The organism is Halomonas sp. AOP13-D3-9 (assembly GCF_052379125.1).
Lineage (GTDB): Bacteria > Pseudomonadota > Gammaproteobacteria > Pseudomonadales > Halomonadaceae > Vreelandella.
The window spans coordinates 35,472-54,780 of sequence record NZ_JBQSYH010000018.1 but is presented as its reverse complement, the minus strand read 5'-3'; the positions used below and the strand labels follow the sequence as shown (position 1 = coordinate 54,780).

14 protein-coding genes are annotated in these 19,309 nt (G+C 58.1%); 11 read left to right on the top strand and 3 right to left on the bottom strand.

Features of this window, described 5'->3' with window-relative positions:
• Positions 1 to 104 precede the first annotated feature (104 nt).
• Positions 105 to 1,613, bottom strand: a complete 1,509-nt coding sequence (locus ACT3UM_RS18870; protein ID WP_498901380.1) for a carbohydrate porin — start codon at positions 1,611 to 1,613, stop codon at positions 105 to 107.
• 430 nt (positions 1,614 to 2,043) lie between these two features.
• Between ACT3UM_RS18870 and ACT3UM_RS18865 the strand changes: the two genes are divergently transcribed.
• The 6 genes from ACT3UM_RS18865 to ACT3UM_RS18840 all read left to right on the top strand — a co-directional run bounded on the left by ACT3UM_RS18865 (position 2,044) and on the right by ACT3UM_RS18840 (position 9,205).
• On the top strand, positions 2,044 to 3,315 hold the full coding sequence (locus ACT3UM_RS18865; protein ID WP_498901378.1) for an ABC transporter substrate-binding protein: 1,272 nt from the start codon (positions 2,044 to 2,046) through the stop codon (positions 3,313 to 3,315).
• A gap of 15 nt (positions 3,316 to 3,330) precedes the next feature.
• Positions 3,331 to 4,314: a carbohydrate ABC transporter permease gene (locus ACT3UM_RS18860; RefSeq protein WP_498901376.1), complete on the top strand. Its 984-nt coding sequence runs from the start codon at positions 3,331 to 3,333 to the stop codon at positions 4,312 to 4,314.
• Complete coding sequence (locus ACT3UM_RS18855) at positions 4,314 to 5,156, top strand: carbohydrate ABC transporter permease (protein ID WP_498901374.1); 843 nt, start codon at positions 4,314 to 4,316, stop codon at positions 5,154 to 5,156. The genes ACT3UM_RS18860 and ACT3UM_RS18855 overlap by 1 nt, the downstream gene beginning before the upstream one ends.
• A gap of 30 nt (positions 5,157 to 5,186) precedes the next feature.
• The gene (locus tag ACT3UM_RS18850) at positions 5,187 to 6,812 is read left to right on the top strand and encodes an alpha-glucosidase (RefSeq protein ID WP_498901516.1); all 1,626 of its coding nucleotides are present in this window, start codon (positions 5,187 to 5,189) and stop codon (positions 6,810 to 6,812) included.
• 70 nt (positions 6,813 to 6,882) lie between these two features.
• Complete coding sequence (locus tag ACT3UM_RS18845; RefSeq protein WP_498901372.1) at positions 6,883 to 7,989, top strand: ABC transporter ATP-binding protein; 1,107 nt, start codon at positions 6,883 to 6,885, stop codon at positions 7,987 to 7,989.
• Positions 7,990 to 8,155: 166 nt separating this feature from the next.
• The gene (locus ACT3UM_RS18840) at positions 8,156 to 9,205 is read left to right on the top strand and encodes a LacI family DNA-binding transcriptional regulator (RefSeq protein WP_498901370.1); all 1,050 of its coding nucleotides are present in this window, start codon (positions 8,156 to 8,158) and stop codon (positions 9,203 to 9,205) included.
• Positions 9,206 to 9,223: 18 nt separating this feature from the next.
• Here ACT3UM_RS18840 and gap read toward each other — a convergent pair whose 3' ends face one another.
• Positions 9,224 to 10,228, bottom strand: coding sequence for a type I glyceraldehyde-3-phosphate dehydrogenase (gene gap, locus ACT3UM_RS18835; protein WP_498901368.1), 1,005 nt, complete (start codon positions 10,226 to 10,228; stop codon positions 9,224 to 9,226).
• A 261-nt stretch (positions 10,229 to 10,489) separates the two neighbouring features.
• Between gap and pyk the strand changes: the two genes are divergently transcribed.
• Together pyk and ACT3UM_RS18825 are read left to right on the top strand one after the other, a co-directional pair.
• Positions 10,490 to 11,962: a pyruvate kinase gene (gene pyk / locus ACT3UM_RS18830; RefSeq protein ID WP_498901514.1), complete on the top strand. Its 1,473-nt coding sequence runs from the start codon at positions 10,490 to 10,492 to the stop codon at positions 11,960 to 11,962.
• Between the two features lie 87 nt (positions 11,963 to 12,049).
• The gene (locus tag ACT3UM_RS18825) at positions 12,050 to 12,526 is read left to right on the top strand and encodes a methylglyoxal synthase (RefSeq protein ID WP_498901366.1); all 477 of its coding nucleotides are present in this window, start codon (positions 12,050 to 12,052) and stop codon (positions 12,524 to 12,526) included.
• A 51-nt stretch (positions 12,527 to 12,577) separates the two neighbouring features.
• Here the strand turns inward: ACT3UM_RS18825 and cra are convergent, their stop codons facing one another.
• Positions 12,578 to 13,555 carry a catabolite repressor/activator gene (gene cra, locus ACT3UM_RS18820; protein ID WP_498901364.1) on the bottom strand — a complete coding sequence of 326 codons (978 nt, stop codon included), beginning with the start codon at positions 13,553 to 13,555 and terminating at the stop codon, positions 12,578 to 12,580.
• A 184-nt stretch (positions 13,556 to 13,739) separates the two neighbouring features.
• Between cra and ptsP the strand changes: the two genes are divergently transcribed.
• From ptsP to ACT3UM_RS18805, 3 genes are read left to right on the top strand one after another with little or no spacing between them, the layout of a single operon-like run.
• On the top strand, positions 13,740 to 16,610 hold the full coding sequence (gene ptsP, locus ACT3UM_RS18815; RefSeq protein ID WP_498901362.1) for a phosphoenolpyruvate--protein phosphotransferase: 2,871 nt from the start codon (positions 13,740 to 13,742) through the stop codon (positions 16,608 to 16,610).
• Complete coding sequence (pfkB, locus tag ACT3UM_RS18810) at positions 16,610 to 17,581, top strand: 1-phosphofructokinase (RefSeq protein ID WP_498901360.1); 972 nt, start codon at positions 16,610 to 16,612, stop codon at positions 17,579 to 17,581. Before ptsP ends, pfkB begins: the two co-directional genes overlap by 1 nt.
• Complete coding sequence (locus ACT3UM_RS18805; protein ID WP_498901358.1) at positions 17,578 to 19,308, top strand: PTS fructose-like transporter subunit IIB; 1,731 nt, start codon at positions 17,578 to 17,580, stop codon at positions 19,306 to 19,308. Before pfkB ends, ACT3UM_RS18805 begins: the two co-directional genes overlap by 4 nt.
• Position 19,309: the final 1 nt, after the last annotated feature.

Genomic DNA, 19,309 nt, shown 5'->3' with positions numbered 1-19,309 from the left:
TGCGATTAAAACCAGTGCGATTAAAGCGCTACAAAAAAGCCCGCGACGGATCGCGGGCAAAGTGCATTGGAGAAGAAACAGTTACATCAAGCAACTCGCATCGTTTAGAACCACACTTCGGTCTGAACGCCGAAGGTCCACTGGCCGCCGGTAAAGCCTTCGTTGCCCAGTGAGCTGGCACCGTAGTTGTTGAGGTCGTCATCCCAATCGCTAAAGGTAGTGAATAGACGGATCTCGGGACGCTGCCAGAAACCACCGACTTCAGGCTTGAAGGTGGGGGCAATAGTGAACTTGCTGAAGCCACCATCCACGGCGTTACGACCGCTATAACCCTGGGGATCGAGATCCATCCACTGATAGCCAGCTTCGTACTGCATTTCGAAGTTCTGCGTTAGCTCGTTGGCCAAGCGAACGTTAAGCCCTGCCCAGTTGTACTTATCGCCCTGGACATAACGGTCTTCGCTGGTTTCAGCCAGAATAGCGGGTGCAACGCGCCACTGCGGGGCAATATAAGTAGTGCCGTAGAGCGCTAGACGCGTGGCGGTGGCGTCATCGGTTAGATCACCCCGTGAACCAATGCTTTTGGTCTCGGCGCCTAACCCCTGACCATGCAACACGGCCGCTTTGAAATTGCCTTCGCCCAGGCCGAAGAAGCTGTCGCCATGATAAGCAATCATGGTGTGGAAACCAGTATCGGCAGCGGTTTGGCCGACATCAATATCGCGCTCGTCGTTGTCCGCAGCAGACATACCGTTGACCATCCACTGCCAGTTACCAAAGTAGTTGTTGGAGGTCAGGATTAGGTTATCGGTATCGCCTTCAAGTCCGGGGTTTTCACGGTCAACGATCGGATAGTCAGAAAAACTACGGCCATAAATCGAGAGGTTAGACTTCCAGTTGTCTGCCAACTGCATGTCGTAGATACCGCCACCGGTACCGGCCAGGAACACCACATCACTGTCGAGCCAATGAATGTCGAAGTTATCACGGTCAAAGCGCTTACCGGCCCAGATAGAGGCGTTTTCAAATGCACCGGTAAAACTGGGAAGATCACTAAATTCAGCAAACACCTGGCGCACGTTGAGATCGGACTCGCCGCCGGTCCAGTCATTGCTGGAGGTCGTGCCATCAGCAATCATGGTGCGGTAAAGCGCTTTGGCACCGTTATCAAACTGCATGCGGTAATTGAAAATTGCTTCGGCGTAGGTGTCCGGCTCATTACCTAAACGCCCCACGGCGCCACCCTCTCCACCCGCGGGGGTCAGGTAAGGGCCAGCATTTTCGCTTTTACCATCTTCGCCAATCAACAAACCTGAACGCGCATAAACGTTAAACGAGAAGCCCTCTTCGCCATCGGCGTAACGCTCCACCCGGGCCAGACGCTCTTCGATCTCCGCGTCACTCTCTGTCGCCACGGCGGTCGATTGTGATTGCTCGGCGATCTCAGCACGGCGCTCGGCGGCATCAGCGCGCTGTTCCGCCGCTTCAATGCGGGCTTCCAGTTCGGCAAAGCGCTGCTCCATGGTCATTTGTGCAGAAGCAACACCGCTCATCCCTAAGCTGGCGGCGGCAATCGCAATCGCTAACGGCGTTTTGAATGTCATTTTATGCATTGTTTTGAGTACCCTATTGTTATTGGTAAGCGGCTATTTTTTTACGCAGCTATCTTTAAGAGCTTGTGTCTAAATCGATTAAGATCGAGTCGATAACACTTCCCTTGCACAGTTCGCCCAGCGGGGGTAGCGGCGGTCATTAAACGCCACAGTGCTTAAGGAAAGATAGCCAAAACTTAATCGATTAAGTCTCTTATTGCCAACGGCTAGTTGCTAATTAGCGACTAATGTCTAAGGAACGATTTTATTTAGTGAAAACTGAACAATCTTGTTAGACAAAAGTCGCTATTGAACTTTTCTAGCCCAAGCGGCTAACTGAGCGGCATAATCTTAATCGATTAAGAAACGATTAAGGTAGCGGTTGGTTAGCTGTTCAACGCTGATTTTCATGCAACACCATCCACAACAATAAACGCCGAGGTACGCCGTTATGAAAAAGACTTTAATCACTACTGCCATCGCTATAGCCAGTACGCTGAGCACAACAAGCCAGGCCCAGGCTGAAGAACTCACTATTTCCTGTGGCGCGGTAGGCGCGGAGTTAACGCTTTGCCAAGAAGGCGTACGCGCCTGGGAAGAGAAAACCGGCCATAGCGTCGACGTCGTTTCTACACCCAACTCCTCCACCGAGCGACTTTCGCTTTATCAGCAGATCCTGTCGGCTAACTCCAGCGATATCGATGTGATGCAGATCGACGTGGTGTGGCCCGGCCTGCTCGCCAACCACCTGCTGGATTTACGTGAGGTGCTTGGCGATGACGCCGCCGCTGGGCACTTTGAGACCATCGTCACCAACAACACCATCGATGATCGGTTAGTCGCCATGCCGTGGTTCACCGATGCGGGCGTACTCTACTACCGCGAAGACTTGCTGGAAAAATATGGCCATGAAGTGCCAAAAACCTGGCAAGAACTCACCGAAATTGCCCGTGAGATTAAAGAGGCCGAGCGTGCTGAGGGCAAAGACGGTATGCAGGGCTATGTTTTCCAGGGTCGCGCCTATGAAGGTTTGACTGTTAACGCCCTTGAGTGGGTAGCCAGCTTTGGCGGCGGCAACGTCGTGGAAACTGATGGCGAAATTAGCATTAACAACGAACACGCTGCCGAGGCACTTGATCTTGCCGCTTCCTGGATTGGCGATATCTCGCCCAACGGCGTGCTCAATTACACCGAAGAGGAAGCGCGCGGTGTCTTTCAGAGCGGCGGCGCGGTGTTTATGCGCAACTGGCCCTACGCCTGGTCGCTGGCCCAAAGCGAAGACAGTGACGTTCGCGGCAAAGTGGGGGTAACCCAACTGCCCGCGGGTGGTGAAAACGGCCAAAGTGCCGCGGGCCTGGGTGGCTGGAACTTAGCCGTATCGCGCTACAGCGAGCACCCGGAACTCGCCGCTGAGCTGGTGGCCTTTTTGACCGGTGAAGAGGAGCAGAAGCGCCGCGCCATTCAAGCCTCTTACAACCCCACTATCGACGCTCTCTACCAGGACGACGAAGTACTCGAAGCGGTGCCCTTCTTTGGCACGCTTTACGAAACTTTCGTTAACGCTGTTGCACGGCCCTCTGCTCCCACCGGCGATGCCTATGGTCGGGTGAGTAACGCCTTCTTCAGCACCACCCACGATGTGCTTTCCGGCACTAAAGATGGCACTCAAGCGGTCGCTGACCTTGAAGACGAACTGGCTCGCCTGAAGCGTCGCAACTGGTAACCCTGGAGCCCCTCCATGTCGACCTCCATCAAGCATGATGACGCGCCCGCCGGGGCGCGTTCTTTCACTACCAAACAGCGCCGAGGCACCAAGGTTCGCCGTCAGCGGGTGAAAGCCGCCTGGCTTTTTTTAGCCCCAATGCTGATTGCGCTAACGCTGGTGGCGGGCTGGCCGCTAGTGCGCACCTTTTTTCTCAGCTTCACCGATGCGTCACTGTCAGATTTAGGCGCCGCCAACCTGATTGGCTTTGAGAACTATCTCGTCTATGACGATGGCCGCTGGTATGGAGTACTGGCCGACTCGGTGTGGTGGCAATCGGTATGGAACACCGTCTACTTCTCGGTGGTGTCGGTATCCCTGGAAGTGGTATTCGGGGTGATTGTGGCGCTGATTTTGAACGCAGAGTTTAAGGGTCGCGTCATTGTGCGCGCTGCGGTGCTGATTCCCTGGGCAATCCCCACCATCGTTTCTGCGCAAATGTGGGCATGGATGCTCAACGACCAGTTCGGCATCATCAACCATATGCTGATGGGCCTGGGCGTGATTGACGCCCCCATCGCCTGGACCGCTAACGCCACCTACTCCATGTGGGCGGTGATTATGGTCGATGTGTGGAAAACCATCCCCTTCGTGGCGTTGCTGGTGCTTGCTGCCCTGCAAATGCTGCCCAAGGATTGCTACGAGGCCGCCGAAGTTGATGGCATCCACCCACTGCGGGTGTTCTTCAAAGTCACGCTACCGCTGATTACCCCGGCGCTCATGGTGGCGGTGATTTTCCGCTTGCTGGATGCACTGCGCGTTTTCGATGTGATTTACGTACTGACCTCTAATTCCACCAGCACCATGTCGATGTCGGTATACGCCCGCCAACAGCTGGTCGAGTTTCAGGATGTCGGTTACGGCAGCGCCGCTTCTACCCTGCTGTTCTTGATCATTGCCCTGGCTACCGTGGCTTACCTCTACGTTGGGCGTAAACAAATCCAATTGGGAGGCGACTAATGAATACGCGTAAGTTGGCCAAAATAGCCAAGCGCATCGGATTTTGGGCGCTGATTGTGCTGATCATGGTGTATGCCGTTTTTCCCTTCTACTACGCGGTGGTCACCTCGTTAAAACCGTCGAGCGACCTGTTCCGGGTTGAGCTATGGCCTTCGAACTGGAACTTCGATAACTACATCAGCATCTTCACCCAGACCAGCTTTCTGCGCGCCATTTTCAACTCAATCATCGTCGCGTTTAGCGTGGTGTTCATTGCCCTGCTACTCGGCATTACCGCTTCATACGCCTTGGGCCGCGTGCGCTTTCGCGGGCGCTCTACGGTGCTGCTGGTGATTCTCGGCGTTTCGATGTTTCCCCAGGTGGCGGTGCTTTCCGGGCTGTTTGAGGTGATTCGTGCGCTCAACCTTTACAACAACCCCGCCGGGCTGATTTTAAGCTACACCATCTTCACCCTGCCCTTCACCGTGTGGGTGCTGACCACCTTTATGAAGCAGCTACCCATGGAGCTGGAAGAGGCCGCCATTATGGACGGCGCCACACCCTGGGTGACCATTACCAAGGTATTTCTGCCGCTCATGTGGCCCGCCATGGCAACCACGGGACTGCTGGCATTTATCGCCGCTTGGAACGAGTTTCTGTTTGCCCTCACCTTCACACTCACCGACACCCAGCGCACGGTGCCCGTCGCCATCGCGCTGCTGTCAGGCGGCAGCGCCTACGAACTGCCCTGGGGGCCGATTATGGCCGCTTCTGTGGTGGTCACGGTGCCCCTGGTCGTATTAGTGATTATCTTCCAGCGCCGCATTGTGTCAGGGCTTACCGCAGGCGCCGTTAAAGGCTAAGGATTTTTTATGTCAACGATGGATTCTAAGATGCAAGACAACACTCTTTGGTGGCGCGGCGGCGTTATCTACCAAATCTACCCGCGCAGCTTTATGGATAGCCGCGGCGACGGTATTGGCGATCTTAACGGCATTACTGAAAAACTCGATTACGTGGCATCACTAAACGTGGACGGTATCTGGCTATCGCCGTTTTTCACCTCGCCAATGCTCGATTTTGGCTACGACATTAGCGACTACTGCGACGTCGACCCCATGTTCGGCACCCTGGCGGACTTTAAAGCGCTGCTGGAAAAAGCCCACTCGCTTGGCCTTAAGGTGATGATCGACCAGGTGATTAGCCACACCTCGGATCAACACGCCTGGTTCCAGGAGAGTCGCCAAAACCGCAGCAACCCCAAGGCCGACTGGTTTGTATGGGCCGACCCCAAGCAGGACGGCACGCCACCCAACAACTGGCTATCGATTTTCGGCGGCCCGGCCTGGACGTTCGATTCCCGTCGCCAGCAGTACTATATGCATAACTTTTTGACCAGCCAGCCGGACATCAACTTCCACAACCCGGAAGCACGTCAGGCGCAGCTGGATAATATGCGCTTCTGGCTGGAGTTGGGCGTGGATGGTTTCCGCTTGGATACCGTGAACTTCTACTTCCACGACGCCGAGCTGCGCGACAACCCGCCGGTACCCAAGGGCGAAGCTAAAACCCTGGGCGCACCGGATAGCAATCCCTACACTTGGCAGCGCCACGTCTATGACCTGAGCCGCCCCGAAAACCTCGACTTTTTGAAAGATCTGCGGGCGCTGATGGATGAGTACCCCGGCACCACCACCGTGGGCGAAATTGGCGACGATAACCCGCTGGAGCGCATGGCCGAGTACACCGCCGGTGGCGACAAGCTGCATATGGCCTACACCTTCGACCTGCTCAACACGCCCCACTCGGCGCGCTATATCCATGAAGTGCTGGAACGCTTTCAGCGCCTGGCGGGCGACGCCTGGCCCTGCTGGGCAACTTCCAACCACGATGTAGTTCGCAGCGCCACCCGCTGGGGTGCAGGTGAAGATCCTAACGCCTACCCTAAAGTGGCGCTGGCCATGCTCTGCTCGCTACGCGGTAGCGTCTGCCTCTACCAAGGCGAAGAGCTGGGTCTGCCGGAAGCTGACGTACCGTTTGAGCGCATTCAAGACCCTTACGGCAAGGTACTGTGGCCGGAGTTCAAAGGCCGCGACGGCTGCCGCACGCCGATGCCCTGGAGCGACAGCGAACATGGCGGGTTCTCCAGCGTTGAGCCCTGGCTTCCCATGGAGGCCAGTCACCGCGACCTGGCGGTCAGCCGCCAACAGGATGATGCCAACTCCACCTTGAACGCGCTGCGCACCATGCTGGCCTTCCGTCGCCAGCACCCGGCGCTGTTCGACGGCAACTTAACGCTGGTCGATGTAGGCGAAACGCTGCTCGGCTTTACCCGTCAAAAAGATGATGAAAAGCTGCTGTGTGTTTTCAATCTCACTGCTGACACGCAGACGGTTAGCCTGCCGTTAGCGATAGAAAGCGATTTGCAGGGCCACGGTTTTGCCTCCCAACGCGACGGTGACAGCCTGACGCTACCGGGATATCAAGCGGCCTTTATGCAAGTCGCTCATAACAGCTAATCGCCCAAAACCGTACAACAACATGCCGACCCAACATAAGCAGTGCACGAAGGTCGGCAAGGAGTCACCCATGGCAAGTGTTACGCTTAGCAAAATCAACAAAGTGTTTGGCAGCGATCATATTATTAACAATGTGGACCTACATATTGGCGACGGCGAATTTGTGGTTTTCGTTGGCCCCTCCGGCTGCGGCAAGTCGACCCTTTTGCGCCTGATCGCCGGTTTGGAATCGATTAGCGATGGCGACCTGAGCATGGATGACACCGTGGTCAATGACTTGCCACCGCGGGAACGCGGTGTGGGCATGGTGTTTCAATCCTATGCGCTCTACCCGCATATGACCGTTTACGACAATATGGCGTTTGGCCTGAAACTGGCCAAGACCGCCAAAGAGACCGTGCATGAGCGGGTAATGAGCACAGCAAAGATTTTGCAGCTTGAAGAGCTGCTGCACCGTAAGCCCAAAGCCCTTTCCGGGGGCCAACGCCAGCGGGTGGCCATGGGCCGTGCCATGGCCCGGGAGCCGCGTATTCTGCTGTTTGACGAGCCGCTCTCCAACCTGGATGCCTCACTGCGTGTGCAGATGCGTAACGAGATCGCCCGGCTGCATAACCGTCTCGGTTCCACCATGATTTACGTGACCCACGACCAGGTGGAAGCCATGACCCTGGCCGACAAAATCGTGGTACTCAATGGTGGCCACATCGAGCAGGTCGGCAGCCCCCACGAGTTGTACCAGCGCCCGGCAACGAAATTTGTAGCGGGCTTTATTGGCTCACCCACCATGAACTTTATGCCTGCTGAGCTACTCGCAGGCGACGCCAACGGCTGTCGCGTACGGGCCGTGGGGATTGGCGAGCTCGCTCTGCCCCAGAATGCTCAGCAGCAACGTAGCGGCGAAGCGTTGACCCTTGGCATTCGCCCAGAGCACCTATGCTTAGCGGCGCCCACCGATGACAACTGCTTCGATATCGTCAATGTCGAGTATTTGGGCAACGAGGTTTACGTTTACCTTGAGCCCAAACAGGGCGACACGTTGCTGATCCATCGCAGCGAAGCGCCCAGCCAGTGGCAGGAAGGCCAGCAGGTGTCGCTGGCAGCGGATTGGGAAAAAGTACACTTGTTTGATGAGAGCGGTGCAGCACTGATGCTACCCACTCAAAGAGCCGCGGCTTAAGCACGGGAGTCTACCAAGATACCCTCATTAACGACCCTCTGTGTGTGTCTAACCCTCCCTTCGCTTATCATGGGGAGTTGGTAGCACACAGCGGGTCGATTTTATTATGCACACCCTTTGAATAGCTAAGTTTTCAATTATTAAAAAAGCCTGTAAAGGAAGTACCGTGACTGATCAGCGCCGAATGACACTCAAGGATCTTGCGCAGGAACTCAATGTCTCCACTGCGACAATTTCCAATGCCTTTAACCGGCCGGATCAGCTTTCGCCAGCCCTGCGCGAACGGATCCTTAAACAGGCCAAGCGGCTGGGGTACAGCGGCCCTGATGCCAAAGCGCGCAGCTTGCGCACCGGCCGCTCGCGGATCATTGCGGTGATTCTTGCCGAAAGCCTTACCTACAGCTTGAACGACGCCGTGGCCAGCGAATTTCTATCAGGGGTTGCCGAAGTACTCGACGCCCACGGCCATACGCTACTGCTCTTGCCGGGCCGCGGCCACGCCTCCCAACCGCCGGGCTCGGCCAATATCGCCGATGGCTTTATCGTTTACGGGCTAATGCCCAACAATAAACTGCTAGATGAACTGCCTGCCCAGCGTAGCTTGGTGTCCGTTGATTTTGATATTGAAGGCTGCCCGACGGTGCATATCGACGACACCGCTGCCAGCTATAAAATCGCTCAGCATGCGCTGACGCATTTGCCCAAGCGCCCGGCGATTATCAACCTGCGCTTAACCAAAGAGGTTTGCAACGGCCGTGTGACGTCTGAACACACCCTGCTGCCCAACACCAGCACAATCAGCCGCGCCCGTTTGGAAGGCTTTCATAGCGCATTGAGTGAACGAGGAGTGGATACGGAGCAGGTGCCGCTGTGGAATATCGAGGAGAATACCTTTGAGGTCTGCTCGCCAGTCATTGCCGAGATTCTCGACCAGCCCATAGAACAGCGGCCGGATCTGCTGCTGTGCATGTCTGACCGCATTGCGCTCACGGCGCTAACGCTCGCCGAACAGCGCGGCATTCGAGTACCGGAAGAGCTGCGCATTACCGGCTTTGATGGTATTGCCGAAGGGCAATACCGTGCACCGCGTTTAACCACGGTGCGCCAGGACAGCGTGGGCAAAGGACGGGTCGCCGCGCAGATGATTCTTGGCCGCATTCCCCTCGCCCAGCAGCTGCTGCAAACGGAGCTGCTGCTGGGCGATACCTGCCCTTAGCCCTTAAAAAGGAGGGAATTACTTAGCCGTCGCCTGCATGGCAAGCGCAGTATCCAGCATACGGTTAGAGAAGCCCCACTCGTTGTCGTACCAGGCCATGACTTTAACCAGACGGCCATTCACGCGGGTGTGGTTGGCATCGAAGGTCGATGAATTAGCATCGTGATTAAAATCAATAGAGACCAGCGGCTCAGCGTTGACGGCCAAAACCGGTGAATTCGCGGCGGCTTTTTCAACGATGGCGTTGATCTCTTCTTTGCTGGTATCGCGCCCGGCGTTGAAGGTGAGATCCACCAGCGAGACGTTGATCAGCGGCACGCGAACGGCCAAACCGTCAAACTTGCCCGCCAGCTCTGGCAGCACCAGGCCCACCGCTGCGGCAGCGCCGGTTTTGGTCGGGATCATCGAGTGCGTCGCGCTACGTGCCCGGTAGGGGTCAGAGTGGTAAACATCCGACAGGTTCTGATCGTTGGTGTAAGCGTGCACCGTGGTCATCAAACCGTTCTCAATACCGACGGCATCGTTTAACGCTTTAGCCACCGGCGCTAAGCAGTTGGTGGTGCAGGATGCGTTAGACACCACCGTATGCTCTGCGGTCAGCACCTGGTCATTCACGCCATACACGATGGTGGCATCGGCGTCGGGGCTCGGGGCGGAAATCAGCACGCGCTTGGCGCCCGCTTCGATATGCTTAGCCGCCGCCTCACGCTTGGTAAACAGCCCGGTGCACTCCATCACAAGATCAATATTCATTGATGACCACGGCAGTTTTGCTGGGTCGCGCTCTGAAGAGATGGCGATACGATCACCATCTACCGTGATGCTCTCAGCGTCGTGTTCTACCTTAAAAGGAAAGTGGCCATGCACGGTGTCGTGACGAAGCAGGTGGGAATTTAGCGAAGGATCGCCTAGATCGTTAATGGCGACCACCTGAATGCGGTCACGGTAGCTGTTTTCGTAAAGGGCGCGCAGCACATTGCGGCCAATACGGCCAAATCCGTTAATCGCAACTCTTATTGTCATGATAGCTCCTCAATTGACCAATAATAATGAGAGGTACTTTTAGTAAAAAAATTACTAAAAATACGTATTTAAGCGTCATGAGGCCGATAAATAGCGTGTTAACCGCCCCAAAAGGCTAGAAAATATCCAATATGTAGTAAAATTACTATATAAACGCTATCGTAGTCCAATACTAAATTACCAACAATACCCTTGCCTAAGGAGAGCGCCCTCGTGACAAATGCTACCTCGAACACAGCAGCCCAGGCGTCTACTGCCCCCATTTCGCACACCCCGACAAACTTACATACCCCGTTACGGCGCACCAAAATCGTTGCCACCCTCGGGCCCGCCAGCGATCGCCCCGGCGTGCTGGAGGCGATGCTCAAAGCCGGTGTGGATGTGGTGCGGCTTAACTTCTCCCACGGCTCGGCAGATGACCACCGTCGCCGCTTAGGCGAAGTGCGCGAAATCGCCGAGCGGCTTGGTCGTAGTGTTGCTGCTCTGGGCGACCTTCAGGGGCCGAAAATTCGTATCGCGCGCTTTGCTGAAGGCGCCGTCAAGCTTGATGTCGGCCAGCCATTTGTCCTGGACATGGCGCTGGATGCCAACAGCGGTACTGCAGAACGCGTCGGCTGCGACTATCAAACCCTCCCCGATGATGTCGTGGAAGGCGACCGCCTACTGCTCGACGATGGCCGTTTGGTTTTGGATGTCACTCGTGTAATTGGACAGGAAGTCCACACCCGGGTTCACGTGGGTGGCAAGCTCTCCAACAATAAAGGCATCAACAAACAGGGCGGCGGTCTATCCGCGCCTGCCCTCACTGAGAAAGATAAGGCCGACCTGAAAACTGCTATCGAGATCGGCGTTGACTATTTGGCAGTTTCCTTCCCACGCAGCGCCGCGGATATGCAGGAAGCCCGCGAGCTGCTTGGCGAAGCCGGTCAAGAAATTGGCTTAGTGGCTAAGCTCGAACGCGCCGAAGCGGTTGCCGACGACGCCACGCTGGATGGCATTATCGAAGCCTCGGAGGCGGTCATGGTGGCGAGGGGCGACCTGGGCGTGGAGATTGGCGACGCCGCGCTAATCGGCACTCAGAAGCGCATTATCAAACATGCGCGCACACTTAATCGTGCGGTGATTACCGCCACCCAGATGATGGAATCAATGATTGAGTCGCCGCTACCCACCCGCGCCGAAGTCTTCGACGTGGCCAACGCGGTGCTCGACGCCACCGACGCGGTGATGCTGTCAGCGGAGACCGCGGCGGGTGATTATCCGGTGGAAACCATCGAAGCTATGAACCGCGTATGCCTGGGCGCCGAGCGTGAACGTCTCGCTCAGGAGTCAGGCCACCGTATTCATGAAGGCTTCGAAAGGATCGATGAAACCATTGCGCTATCGGCAATGTACGCAGCCAACCACTTATCCGGCGTTAGCGCCATCGCCTGTATGACAGCAAGCGGCTATACACCCTTAATTGCATCACGCATTCGTTCCGGACTGCCTATCGTCGGCCTTGCCCATAACCCTATCGCCCAACGGCGGATGGCGCTCTATCGAGGCGTTGTCTCGATACCTTTCGACACCACCGACATGGATCCAACCAACCTCAATCAAGAGGCCTTGAAACGCCTGCAGGCGCAGGGATTTATTCACCCTGGCGAACATGTCATTTTGACACGTGGCGACCATATGAATGCCCATGGGGGCACCAATACGATGAAAATCCTTGCCCTGGAAAGCGAGTAGTCGGCTAACCTCGGTAGCAAGGCTTAATAAGAAAAAGCCATTCGGCACACGGCCGTAAGGCAAGAGAACCATGAGGGAAGTGACCAAATGAGTGACGCACAACCGCCCCGCCAAGCCATCCGTACGCTGCAAGCGCGCAAGCGCATTGCGCTGATTGCCCATGATGGTAAAAAAACTGAGATGCTGGCGTGGGCAACCCGCTGGAAAGATACGCTGAGCCAGCACGAACTGATTGGCACGGGCACCACGTCTGAGCGGCTTATGACCGCGCTAGGGTTAGAAGTCGAGGGTCTAATGAGCGGGCCTCTGGGCGGTGACCAACAGATTGGCGCACGGATTGCGGAGCAGCGGCTGGATGTGCTGATCTTCTTTTGGGATCCCTTCTCGCCTCAGCCCCACGACCCGGATGTCAAAGCGCTGCTGCGGTTAGCGGCGCTGTGGAATGTACCCGTTGCCTGCAATGCGGCGAGCGCCGACTTCCTGCTTTCCTCGCCCTACTTAAGCGAGAGCTACGACATGTCGATACCGGACGCTGCCGCCTGGGCCCAAGCCAGAACGGTCTAGACCACGATGCACCAGGTCTTGTCGCTTGGGTTTGTAGCCTGGGCTTGGTGTTTATCGGGTGTGCAGATGACGCGCCACTACTTGCTGGCCGCACTCGTAGTGTCCGCTCATGGCAGTGAGTGCGCAGCTCAACGTTAACTCGGCGATACGGTCGTAATCCTGTAGCGCCGAGTTCACTGGCTGAGGAAGAAAATCCAGCAGCCGGTGGTCGCCAAAGGTCGCCAAACGAATATTGTTCGGTAAGCCGCCACGTTCCAAGAACACATCAAACACCCCTTCAAGCAGTGTGTACGACGCGGTCACCAGCGCGTCGGCACCGCCCTGCTTATCCAGTAACTCAGCTGCCAAACGTGCCCCCTCGCTGCGCTCATAGTGCGATCCGGTGAGATACAGCGGCTCTATAGCAGTGCCTTTAAGCGCCGCCTGAAAGCCCGCCCGCCGCTCGCGACTCACCGACAGATCCGGCATCGCCTCCAACCACGCAACGCGCTTGGTTGCTTCGCCGATCACCGAGCGCGTCAACGTCTCCGCCGCCTCCTGGTCGTTACTCACGACGCTGGCAAAACGCGCCGGATTAAGGCCACGGTCCATACCCACTACGCACCAGCCCTCGTCTACCAGATCGGCATAAAAAGTGTCGTCGCTAGGCAGGCAACTGGCGGTGATCAAGACTTCGCAGCGCTGGGCACGCAGCGCCAAGGCGAGGGTTCGTTCGCTCTCTGCACAGTCATCCGAGCTTACGATCAACAGTTGGTACCCTTGCTCCCGGGCGCCTCGCTCAAGGCGCTTGGCGAGCCGGGCGTAACTGATGTTCTCCAGATCCGGCACGATAAGCCCCAGCAAACGGCTAGCGCCCCGGCGCAGCGCTGCCGCCTGGGGGTCAATGTGGTAGCGGTGTTGGCGCACCACCGCCATCACCTTATCGATGGTCGCTGCGCTAATGCGCCGCTGCTCGGCCTGGCCATTAATCACGTAACTAGCGGTCGTGCGCGAGACGCCGGCTAGCCGGGCAATATCGGCAAGTGTCATGCGGTTTCCCCTTGGTGTGATCGGGCAGTTTATCAGCAAGTTAGCGCCTACCAGACCAAAGTCTAAAAGCACAAACCTTGTGTCATTCAGTGAATCGATTCAGCATAGCCAACTATACACAGGTGAGACAATTCATCTAGCTCACTTCGATGCGCTACGACTATGGTTCTACACGGAGACACCTATGTTGACACTCGGCCCCAATGACATCTTGCTAGGCCGCAACGCTGACAGCTGGCAAACCGCGCTGGACAGTGCCGCTGAGGCGCTGGTAGACGCCGGATTGGTTGAGGCCGAGTACCGCGACGGCCTACACGCCCGCGAGGCGCAATCATCCACGTTTCTAGGCAACGCTATTGCGATCCCCCACGGTACGCCGGAAAGCCGTCAGTATGTAAAGCAAACGGGCGTGCGCGTGCTGCAGTTTCCCAACGGGGTCGAATGGCACGACGGCCAGCGTGTACACGTACTGGTCACGATTGCTGCCCAAAACGATGAACACTTGGATATTCTGCGCCAGTTGACCCACGTACTCGACAAAGAGGGCGTTTCCGAGCAGCTGGCCAATGCCACCTCCGCGGCCGATGTCGCGCGCCTGCTTTCCAAACCGGCACTTGAGTCCCGCCTGGACGCCGACACCCTGTGCGTCAATTTTCCCGCCCGCGACCCACAAGAACTCGCCTTGGCGGCGGCTGCCCGTTTACGCCAAAGTGGCTGTGTCGATAACGCCTTCATTACCGCCGTCGCCGCAGCACAGCCGACCTGGTTAGGCAAAGGCATTTGGCTGGCCAGCAGCGCCCTGGGGGTTAACCAGCCTGCGCTGGGGGTCGCCACGCCAGCGGAACAAAGCCTGGAAAGTGCGGGCCATCCGGTGCATGCGTTATTCTGCCTGGCCGCCCATGGCGAAGCCCATCGACCACTGCTAGAGCAACTCATGGCGGTGTTAGAGAACGGCGAAAGCCAAAGCTTAGTGGGCAAAACCAGCGCGCAACTGCTGGCCACCCTGGCGGGCGAGACCGCCAGCACCCAGACCCGCCGCGTGCGGGTGCTTAACCCTCACGGCCTTCACGCACGCCCCGCCAAACAACTGGTGCAAATTGCCCGCGCTCAGGCTATGCCGATTCAAGCACGCCTGGAAGAGGGCAGCGCCACCCCAGTTTCCGCCGCCAGCCTGACCAAAGTGATCGGTCTGGGCGCCCGGCGTGGCCAGTGGCTGGTACTTTCAGCCGAAGGCGAGCAGGCGAGCGCAGCACTAGCGGCCGTCGCTGAGGCGGTTGAATCGGGCCTGGGGGAGAAAGTGTCGCCCTTTGACGGCGGCTTTGACAGCACGCCGCAAGCGAGCACTCCCCAACCGGATACCGAACCCCTCGCTGCCGATACTCCCCATGCGGGCGTGGCCGCGTCACCCGGCCTGGCCATTGCGCCCGTGTTTGTGATTCGCCCGATGCAGTTCGACTACGCCGAGCACGCCAGCGACGCTGAACACGAAATCAGTCGTTTAAACAGCGCGTTAAAAGAGGGCGCCGCCCAACTGGAAACCCTGGTGCGTAAGGCCCCCGGTGGCGAAGTCGCTGATATTCTCTCGATGCACGAAGAGATGCTCGACGACCCCGAACTCCACCACGCGGCCGTTGATGCCATTCGTGACGGCCGCTCGGCGGAAGCGGGCTGGTGGGAGGCGATTGAAACCGCTGCCCACGCCCAGGAGATGCTTGCCGACCGCCTGCTGGCCGAACGCGCCGCCGATTTGCGCGACGTCGGCCGCCGAGTGCTGGGCGTGCTGTGCGATGTGACGCTTCCCGAACCGCCAGATCACCCCTACATTCTGATCATGGACGATATCGGCCCTTCCGATGTCGCCCGCTTAGACACGACGCGTGTGCGCGGTTTGCTCACCGTACGCGGCGGTGCCACGGCACACAGCGCTATTCTAGCCCGCGCCTTGGGTATCCCCGCTGTTGTGGGCGCAGGGCAAGCAGTGATGGCGCTCAACAACGCCAGCATGATGATTTTGGACGGTGAGCGCGGCCGAGTCACATCGCAGCCTTCCGAAGAGCGCCTGCAGCGCGCCGAGCAGCAGTTGCTCGACCTCCAGCAGCGCGAAGCCGATGCTTGGGAAAGCCGCTTTGAGGTCGCCCAAACCCGCGACGGGCACCGTGTCGAAGTCGCCGCTAACCTGGGCAACACCGCCCACGCGGCCGATGCAGTAGAGCGTGGTGCCGAGGCCGTGGGTCTACTGCGTACCGAATTCCTGTTTATGGCCCACGCCAGCGCTCCGGATTTAGCCACCCAGGTTAGCGAATACCGCCAGGCAATTGATGCCCTTGAGGGTCGCCCGCTGGTCGCCCGCACGTTAGATGTCGGCGGTGACAAACCGCTGCCCTACTGGCCGGTGCCCCAGGAAGACAATCCCTTCCTGGGCCTGCGCGGCATTCGCCTGGCGCTGACCCAACCGGAAGTACTCGAAACCCAGCTGCGCGCGCTCCTAATGGCAGGAAAGGATCAACCACTGCGCATTATGCTGCCGATGGTCAAAGACATTGCCGAGTTCCGCGCAGTTAAAGTCATCTACGATCGCCTACTCCAAGAGATCCCGACTTCCCAGCGCGCGACCGATGTGCAGCTTGGAGTGATGATTGAAATACCCTCTAGTGCACTGCTGGCGCCCAGCCTTGCCGCTGAAGTGGACTTCTTCTCGGTAGGTACCAACGACCTAACCCAGTACACCCTGGCCATCGACCGCGGCCACCCGGAGCTTTCGGCCCAGGCCGATGGTTTGCACCCAGCAGTGCTGCGTTTGATTCAGATGACCGTAGCGGCTGCCCACAGCCAAGGCAAATGGGTCGGCGTGTGCGGCGAGCTGGCCTCAGACGCTGTGGCCATTCCGGTGCTGGTCGGCCTTGGTGTGGACGAACTTTCTGTTAGCGCTCGGCAAATCCCATTGGTCAAGGCCCGCCTGCGCGAGTTTGATTTTGCGGATGCCCAGGCCAGTGCTCAATTGGCGCTTTCCCAAGCGACCAGCGATGAAGTGCGCGATGCACTGGAGGCGCGCTAATGGCACGCGTGCTGTGTATTACCCTCAACCCAGCGCTGGATTTGGCGTTTAACCTTGATGCGCTGGTGTTGGGCAGCGTCAATCGCCCCACCAGCGCGCAGCTAGAAGCCGCGGGCAAAGGTGTTAACGTTGCCCGGGTGCTGGTAGGGCTAGGCCACGACGTTACCGTCAGCGGTTTTTTAGGTGCCGATAACGACGCCCCCTTCCAATTGGCCTTTGCCAAATACCCCTTAACCGATGCCTTTGTGCGCGTGCCGGGTGAAACGCGCATTAATGCCAAAATTGCGGAACAGAGCGGCCGTGTTACCGACATTAACGGCCCCGGTATGCCGATAGATGCCGAGCATTGGCAGGCGTTGATCGACACCCTGAATGCCAAGCTGGCCAGTGCCACGCCCCCGCATGCTGTCGTAGTGGCGGGCAGCTTGCCCCCAGGGCTCTCGCTGGAAGATTTCAGCGAACTGTTAAGCCACTTAAACGCCAGCGGCGTGCCGCTGTGGGTGGACACCAGCGGCCCAGCACTCAACGCCGCGATAGCGACCCACCCTGCAGGGGTGAAGCCCAATGAAAGCGAACTGGCCGAATGGTCGGGCGAAGACATGACGTCTTCCAATGCACGTTTGAATGCTGCCAAGCGCTTGCATGAAAGCGGCATCGCCAATGCATTGATTTCAGCGGGCGCCGAAGGAGTGCTATGGGTCAGCGCCCAGGGCGCCTGGCACGCGACACCGCCCAGGGTGACCGCGACCAATACCGTTTGCGCTGGCGATACGTTTGTCGCTGGCATCCTCCACGGCCTGCTGAGTGGCCATGCCCCCGAGCACACCCTTCGCTTCGCCACGGCGCTGTCTGCCGAAGCAGTGCGCCACGTGGGCGTGGGCAATCCCCATGCAGCCGATTTCGATTCACTCCAACAACACACCCGGATACGGCGTCTTGATGACACCATCACCGAGGGAGCCACGCTATGAATATTATTCTGATTACCGCCTGCCCCAGCGGCATGGCGACCACCTTCCTCGCGGCTAAGCGCCTGGAACAAGCCGCCCAGCGCCAAGGTTGGACGGTGCACGTGGAAATGCACGGCGAAGTCGCCCCGCTGCAAGCCGCGACCGCCGAACAGGTTGCCAACGCCGACTTAATCGTAGTCGCCGCCGGCCATGTACCGGCCCCAGAGCGTTTTGAAGGCAAGCGCCTATTCCAAGCACCGATTGCCAGCGCCCTCCCCGACCCCAGCGATTTTCTGGCCCAGGCTAAGCGTGAAGCGCCGATTTATAGCGCCCCTGCAGCCTCTGCATCTACCGCTCCAACCAGCGCCGGTGGTAAGAAAATCGTCGCCGTCACCGCCTGCCCCACTGGCGTGGCCCACACCTTTATGGCTGCCGAAGCGCTAGCGGAAGCAGGCAAAGCCATGGGCCACGCCATTCGCGTGGAAACCCAAGGCTCGGTAGGCGCCCAAGATCAGCTGACGGAAGAAGAGATCGCCGACGCCGATGTGGTCGTGCTGGCCTGCGATATCGACGTTGACCCGACGCGGTTCGCAGGCAAGCGCATCTACCGCACCTCGACCGGCAACGCGCTGAAAAAGCCCCGGCCTACCCTTGAAGCCGCGCTCAGCGAGGCCGCTATAGAGAGTGGCAGCAACAATGCGGGTGGCGCTAATAAGAGCGTCAAAGAGAAAGGCGTTTATAAGCACCTGCTCACCGGCGTTTCCTTTATGCTGCCGATGGTGGTGGCGGGCGGCCTGCTGATTGCGCTCTCCTTTGTGTTCGGCATTGAAGCCTTTGAGCAGGAAGGCACCCTGGCCGCCGCGCTGATGCAGATCGGTGGCGGCACCGCCTTCGCCCTGATGATTCCCGTACTGGCCGGCTACATCGCCTACTCCATCGCCGACCGCCCCGGTATCGCGCCGGGTATGATTGGCGGCATGCTAGCAGCCAATATCGGCTCCGGCTTTATCGGCGGTATTTTGGCGGGTTTCCTGGCGGGCTATGTGGCCCTGGCGGTGACACGCTACGTCAAACTGCCCTCCAGCGTTGAGTCACTCAAACCGATTCTGATTATTCCGCTGGTCGCTAGCTTGGTCACCGGCCTGACCATGATCTACGTGATTGGCGAACCGGTCGCGGCGCTGCTGAATGCCCTGACCAGCTTCCTGGAATCCATGGGCTCCACCAACGCGGTGCTATTAGGTATTCTGCTGGGCGCGATGATGTGTTTCGATCTGGGCGGCCCGGTCAACAAAGCCGCGTACACCTTTGGCGTGGGCCTGCTGGCCTCTGAAACCTACGGCCCCATGGCGGCGATTATGGCGGCGGGGATGGTACCTGCCATTGGTATGGGGATTGCCAGCTTTGTAGCGCGCAACAAGTTCTCTGCACCGGAGCGCGAAGCAGGTAAGGCGTCGTTTGTACTTGGCCTCTGCTTTATCAGTGAAGGCGCGATTCCCTTTGCGGCCAAAGACCCGCTACGGGTGATTCCGGCCTGTATCGCGGGCGGGGCGCTAACAGGCGCGCTCTCTATGCTGGTAGGTGCTAAATTGATGGCGCCCCATGGTGGCATCTTCGTACTGTTGATTCCCAACGCCATCACCCCAGCGCTGCTCTATCTTGGCGCTATTGTGGCAGGCTCACTGGTAACAGGGTTAGGTTATGCGTTTATCAAACGCGGCGCGGCCCAAGTCGCCGTTGCCACTTAAC

Coding starts and splice junctions, on each gene's coding strand:
- ACT3UM_RS18870 (WP_498901380.1), bottom strand. CDS start 1,613: ATGCATAAAATGACATTCAAAACGCCGTTAGCGATTGCGATTGCCGCC.
- ACT3UM_RS18865 (WP_498901378.1), top strand. CDS start 2,044: ATGAAAAAGACTTTAATCACTACTGCCATCGCTATAGCCAGTACGCTG.
- ACT3UM_RS18860 (WP_498901376.1), top strand. CDS start 3,331: ATGTCGACCTCCATCAAGCATGATGACGCGCCCGCCGGGGCGCGTTCT.
- ACT3UM_RS18855 (WP_498901374.1), top strand. CDS start 4,314: ATGAATACGCGTAAGTTGGCCAAAATAGCCAAGCGCATCGGATTTTGG.
- ACT3UM_RS18850 (WP_498901516.1), top strand. CDS start 5,187: ATGCAAGACAACACTCTTTGGTGGCGCGGCGGCGTTATCTACCAAATC.
- ACT3UM_RS18845 (WP_498901372.1), top strand. CDS start 6,883: ATGGCAAGTGTTACGCTTAGCAAAATCAACAAAGTGTTTGGCAGCGAT.
- gap (WP_498901368.1), bottom strand. CDS start 10,228: ATGACAATAAGAGTTGCGATTAACGGATTTGGCCGTATTGGCCGCAAT.
- ACT3UM_RS18825 (WP_498901366.1), top strand. CDS start 12,050: ATGAGTGACGCACAACCGCCCCGCCAAGCCATCCGTACGCTGCAAGCG.
- cra (WP_498901364.1), bottom strand. CDS start 13,555: ATGACACTTGCCGATATTGCCCGGCTAGCCGGCGTCTCGCGCACGACC.
- ptsP (WP_498901362.1), top strand. CDS start 13,740: ATGTTGACACTCGGCCCCAATGACATCTTGCTAGGCCGCAACGCTGAC.
- pfkB (WP_498901360.1), top strand. CDS start 16,610: ATGGCACGCGTGCTGTGTATTACCCTCAACCCAGCGCTGGATTTGGCG.
- ACT3UM_RS18805 (WP_498901358.1), top strand. CDS start 17,578: ATGAATATTATTCTGATTACCGCCTGCCCCAGCGGCATGGCGACCACC.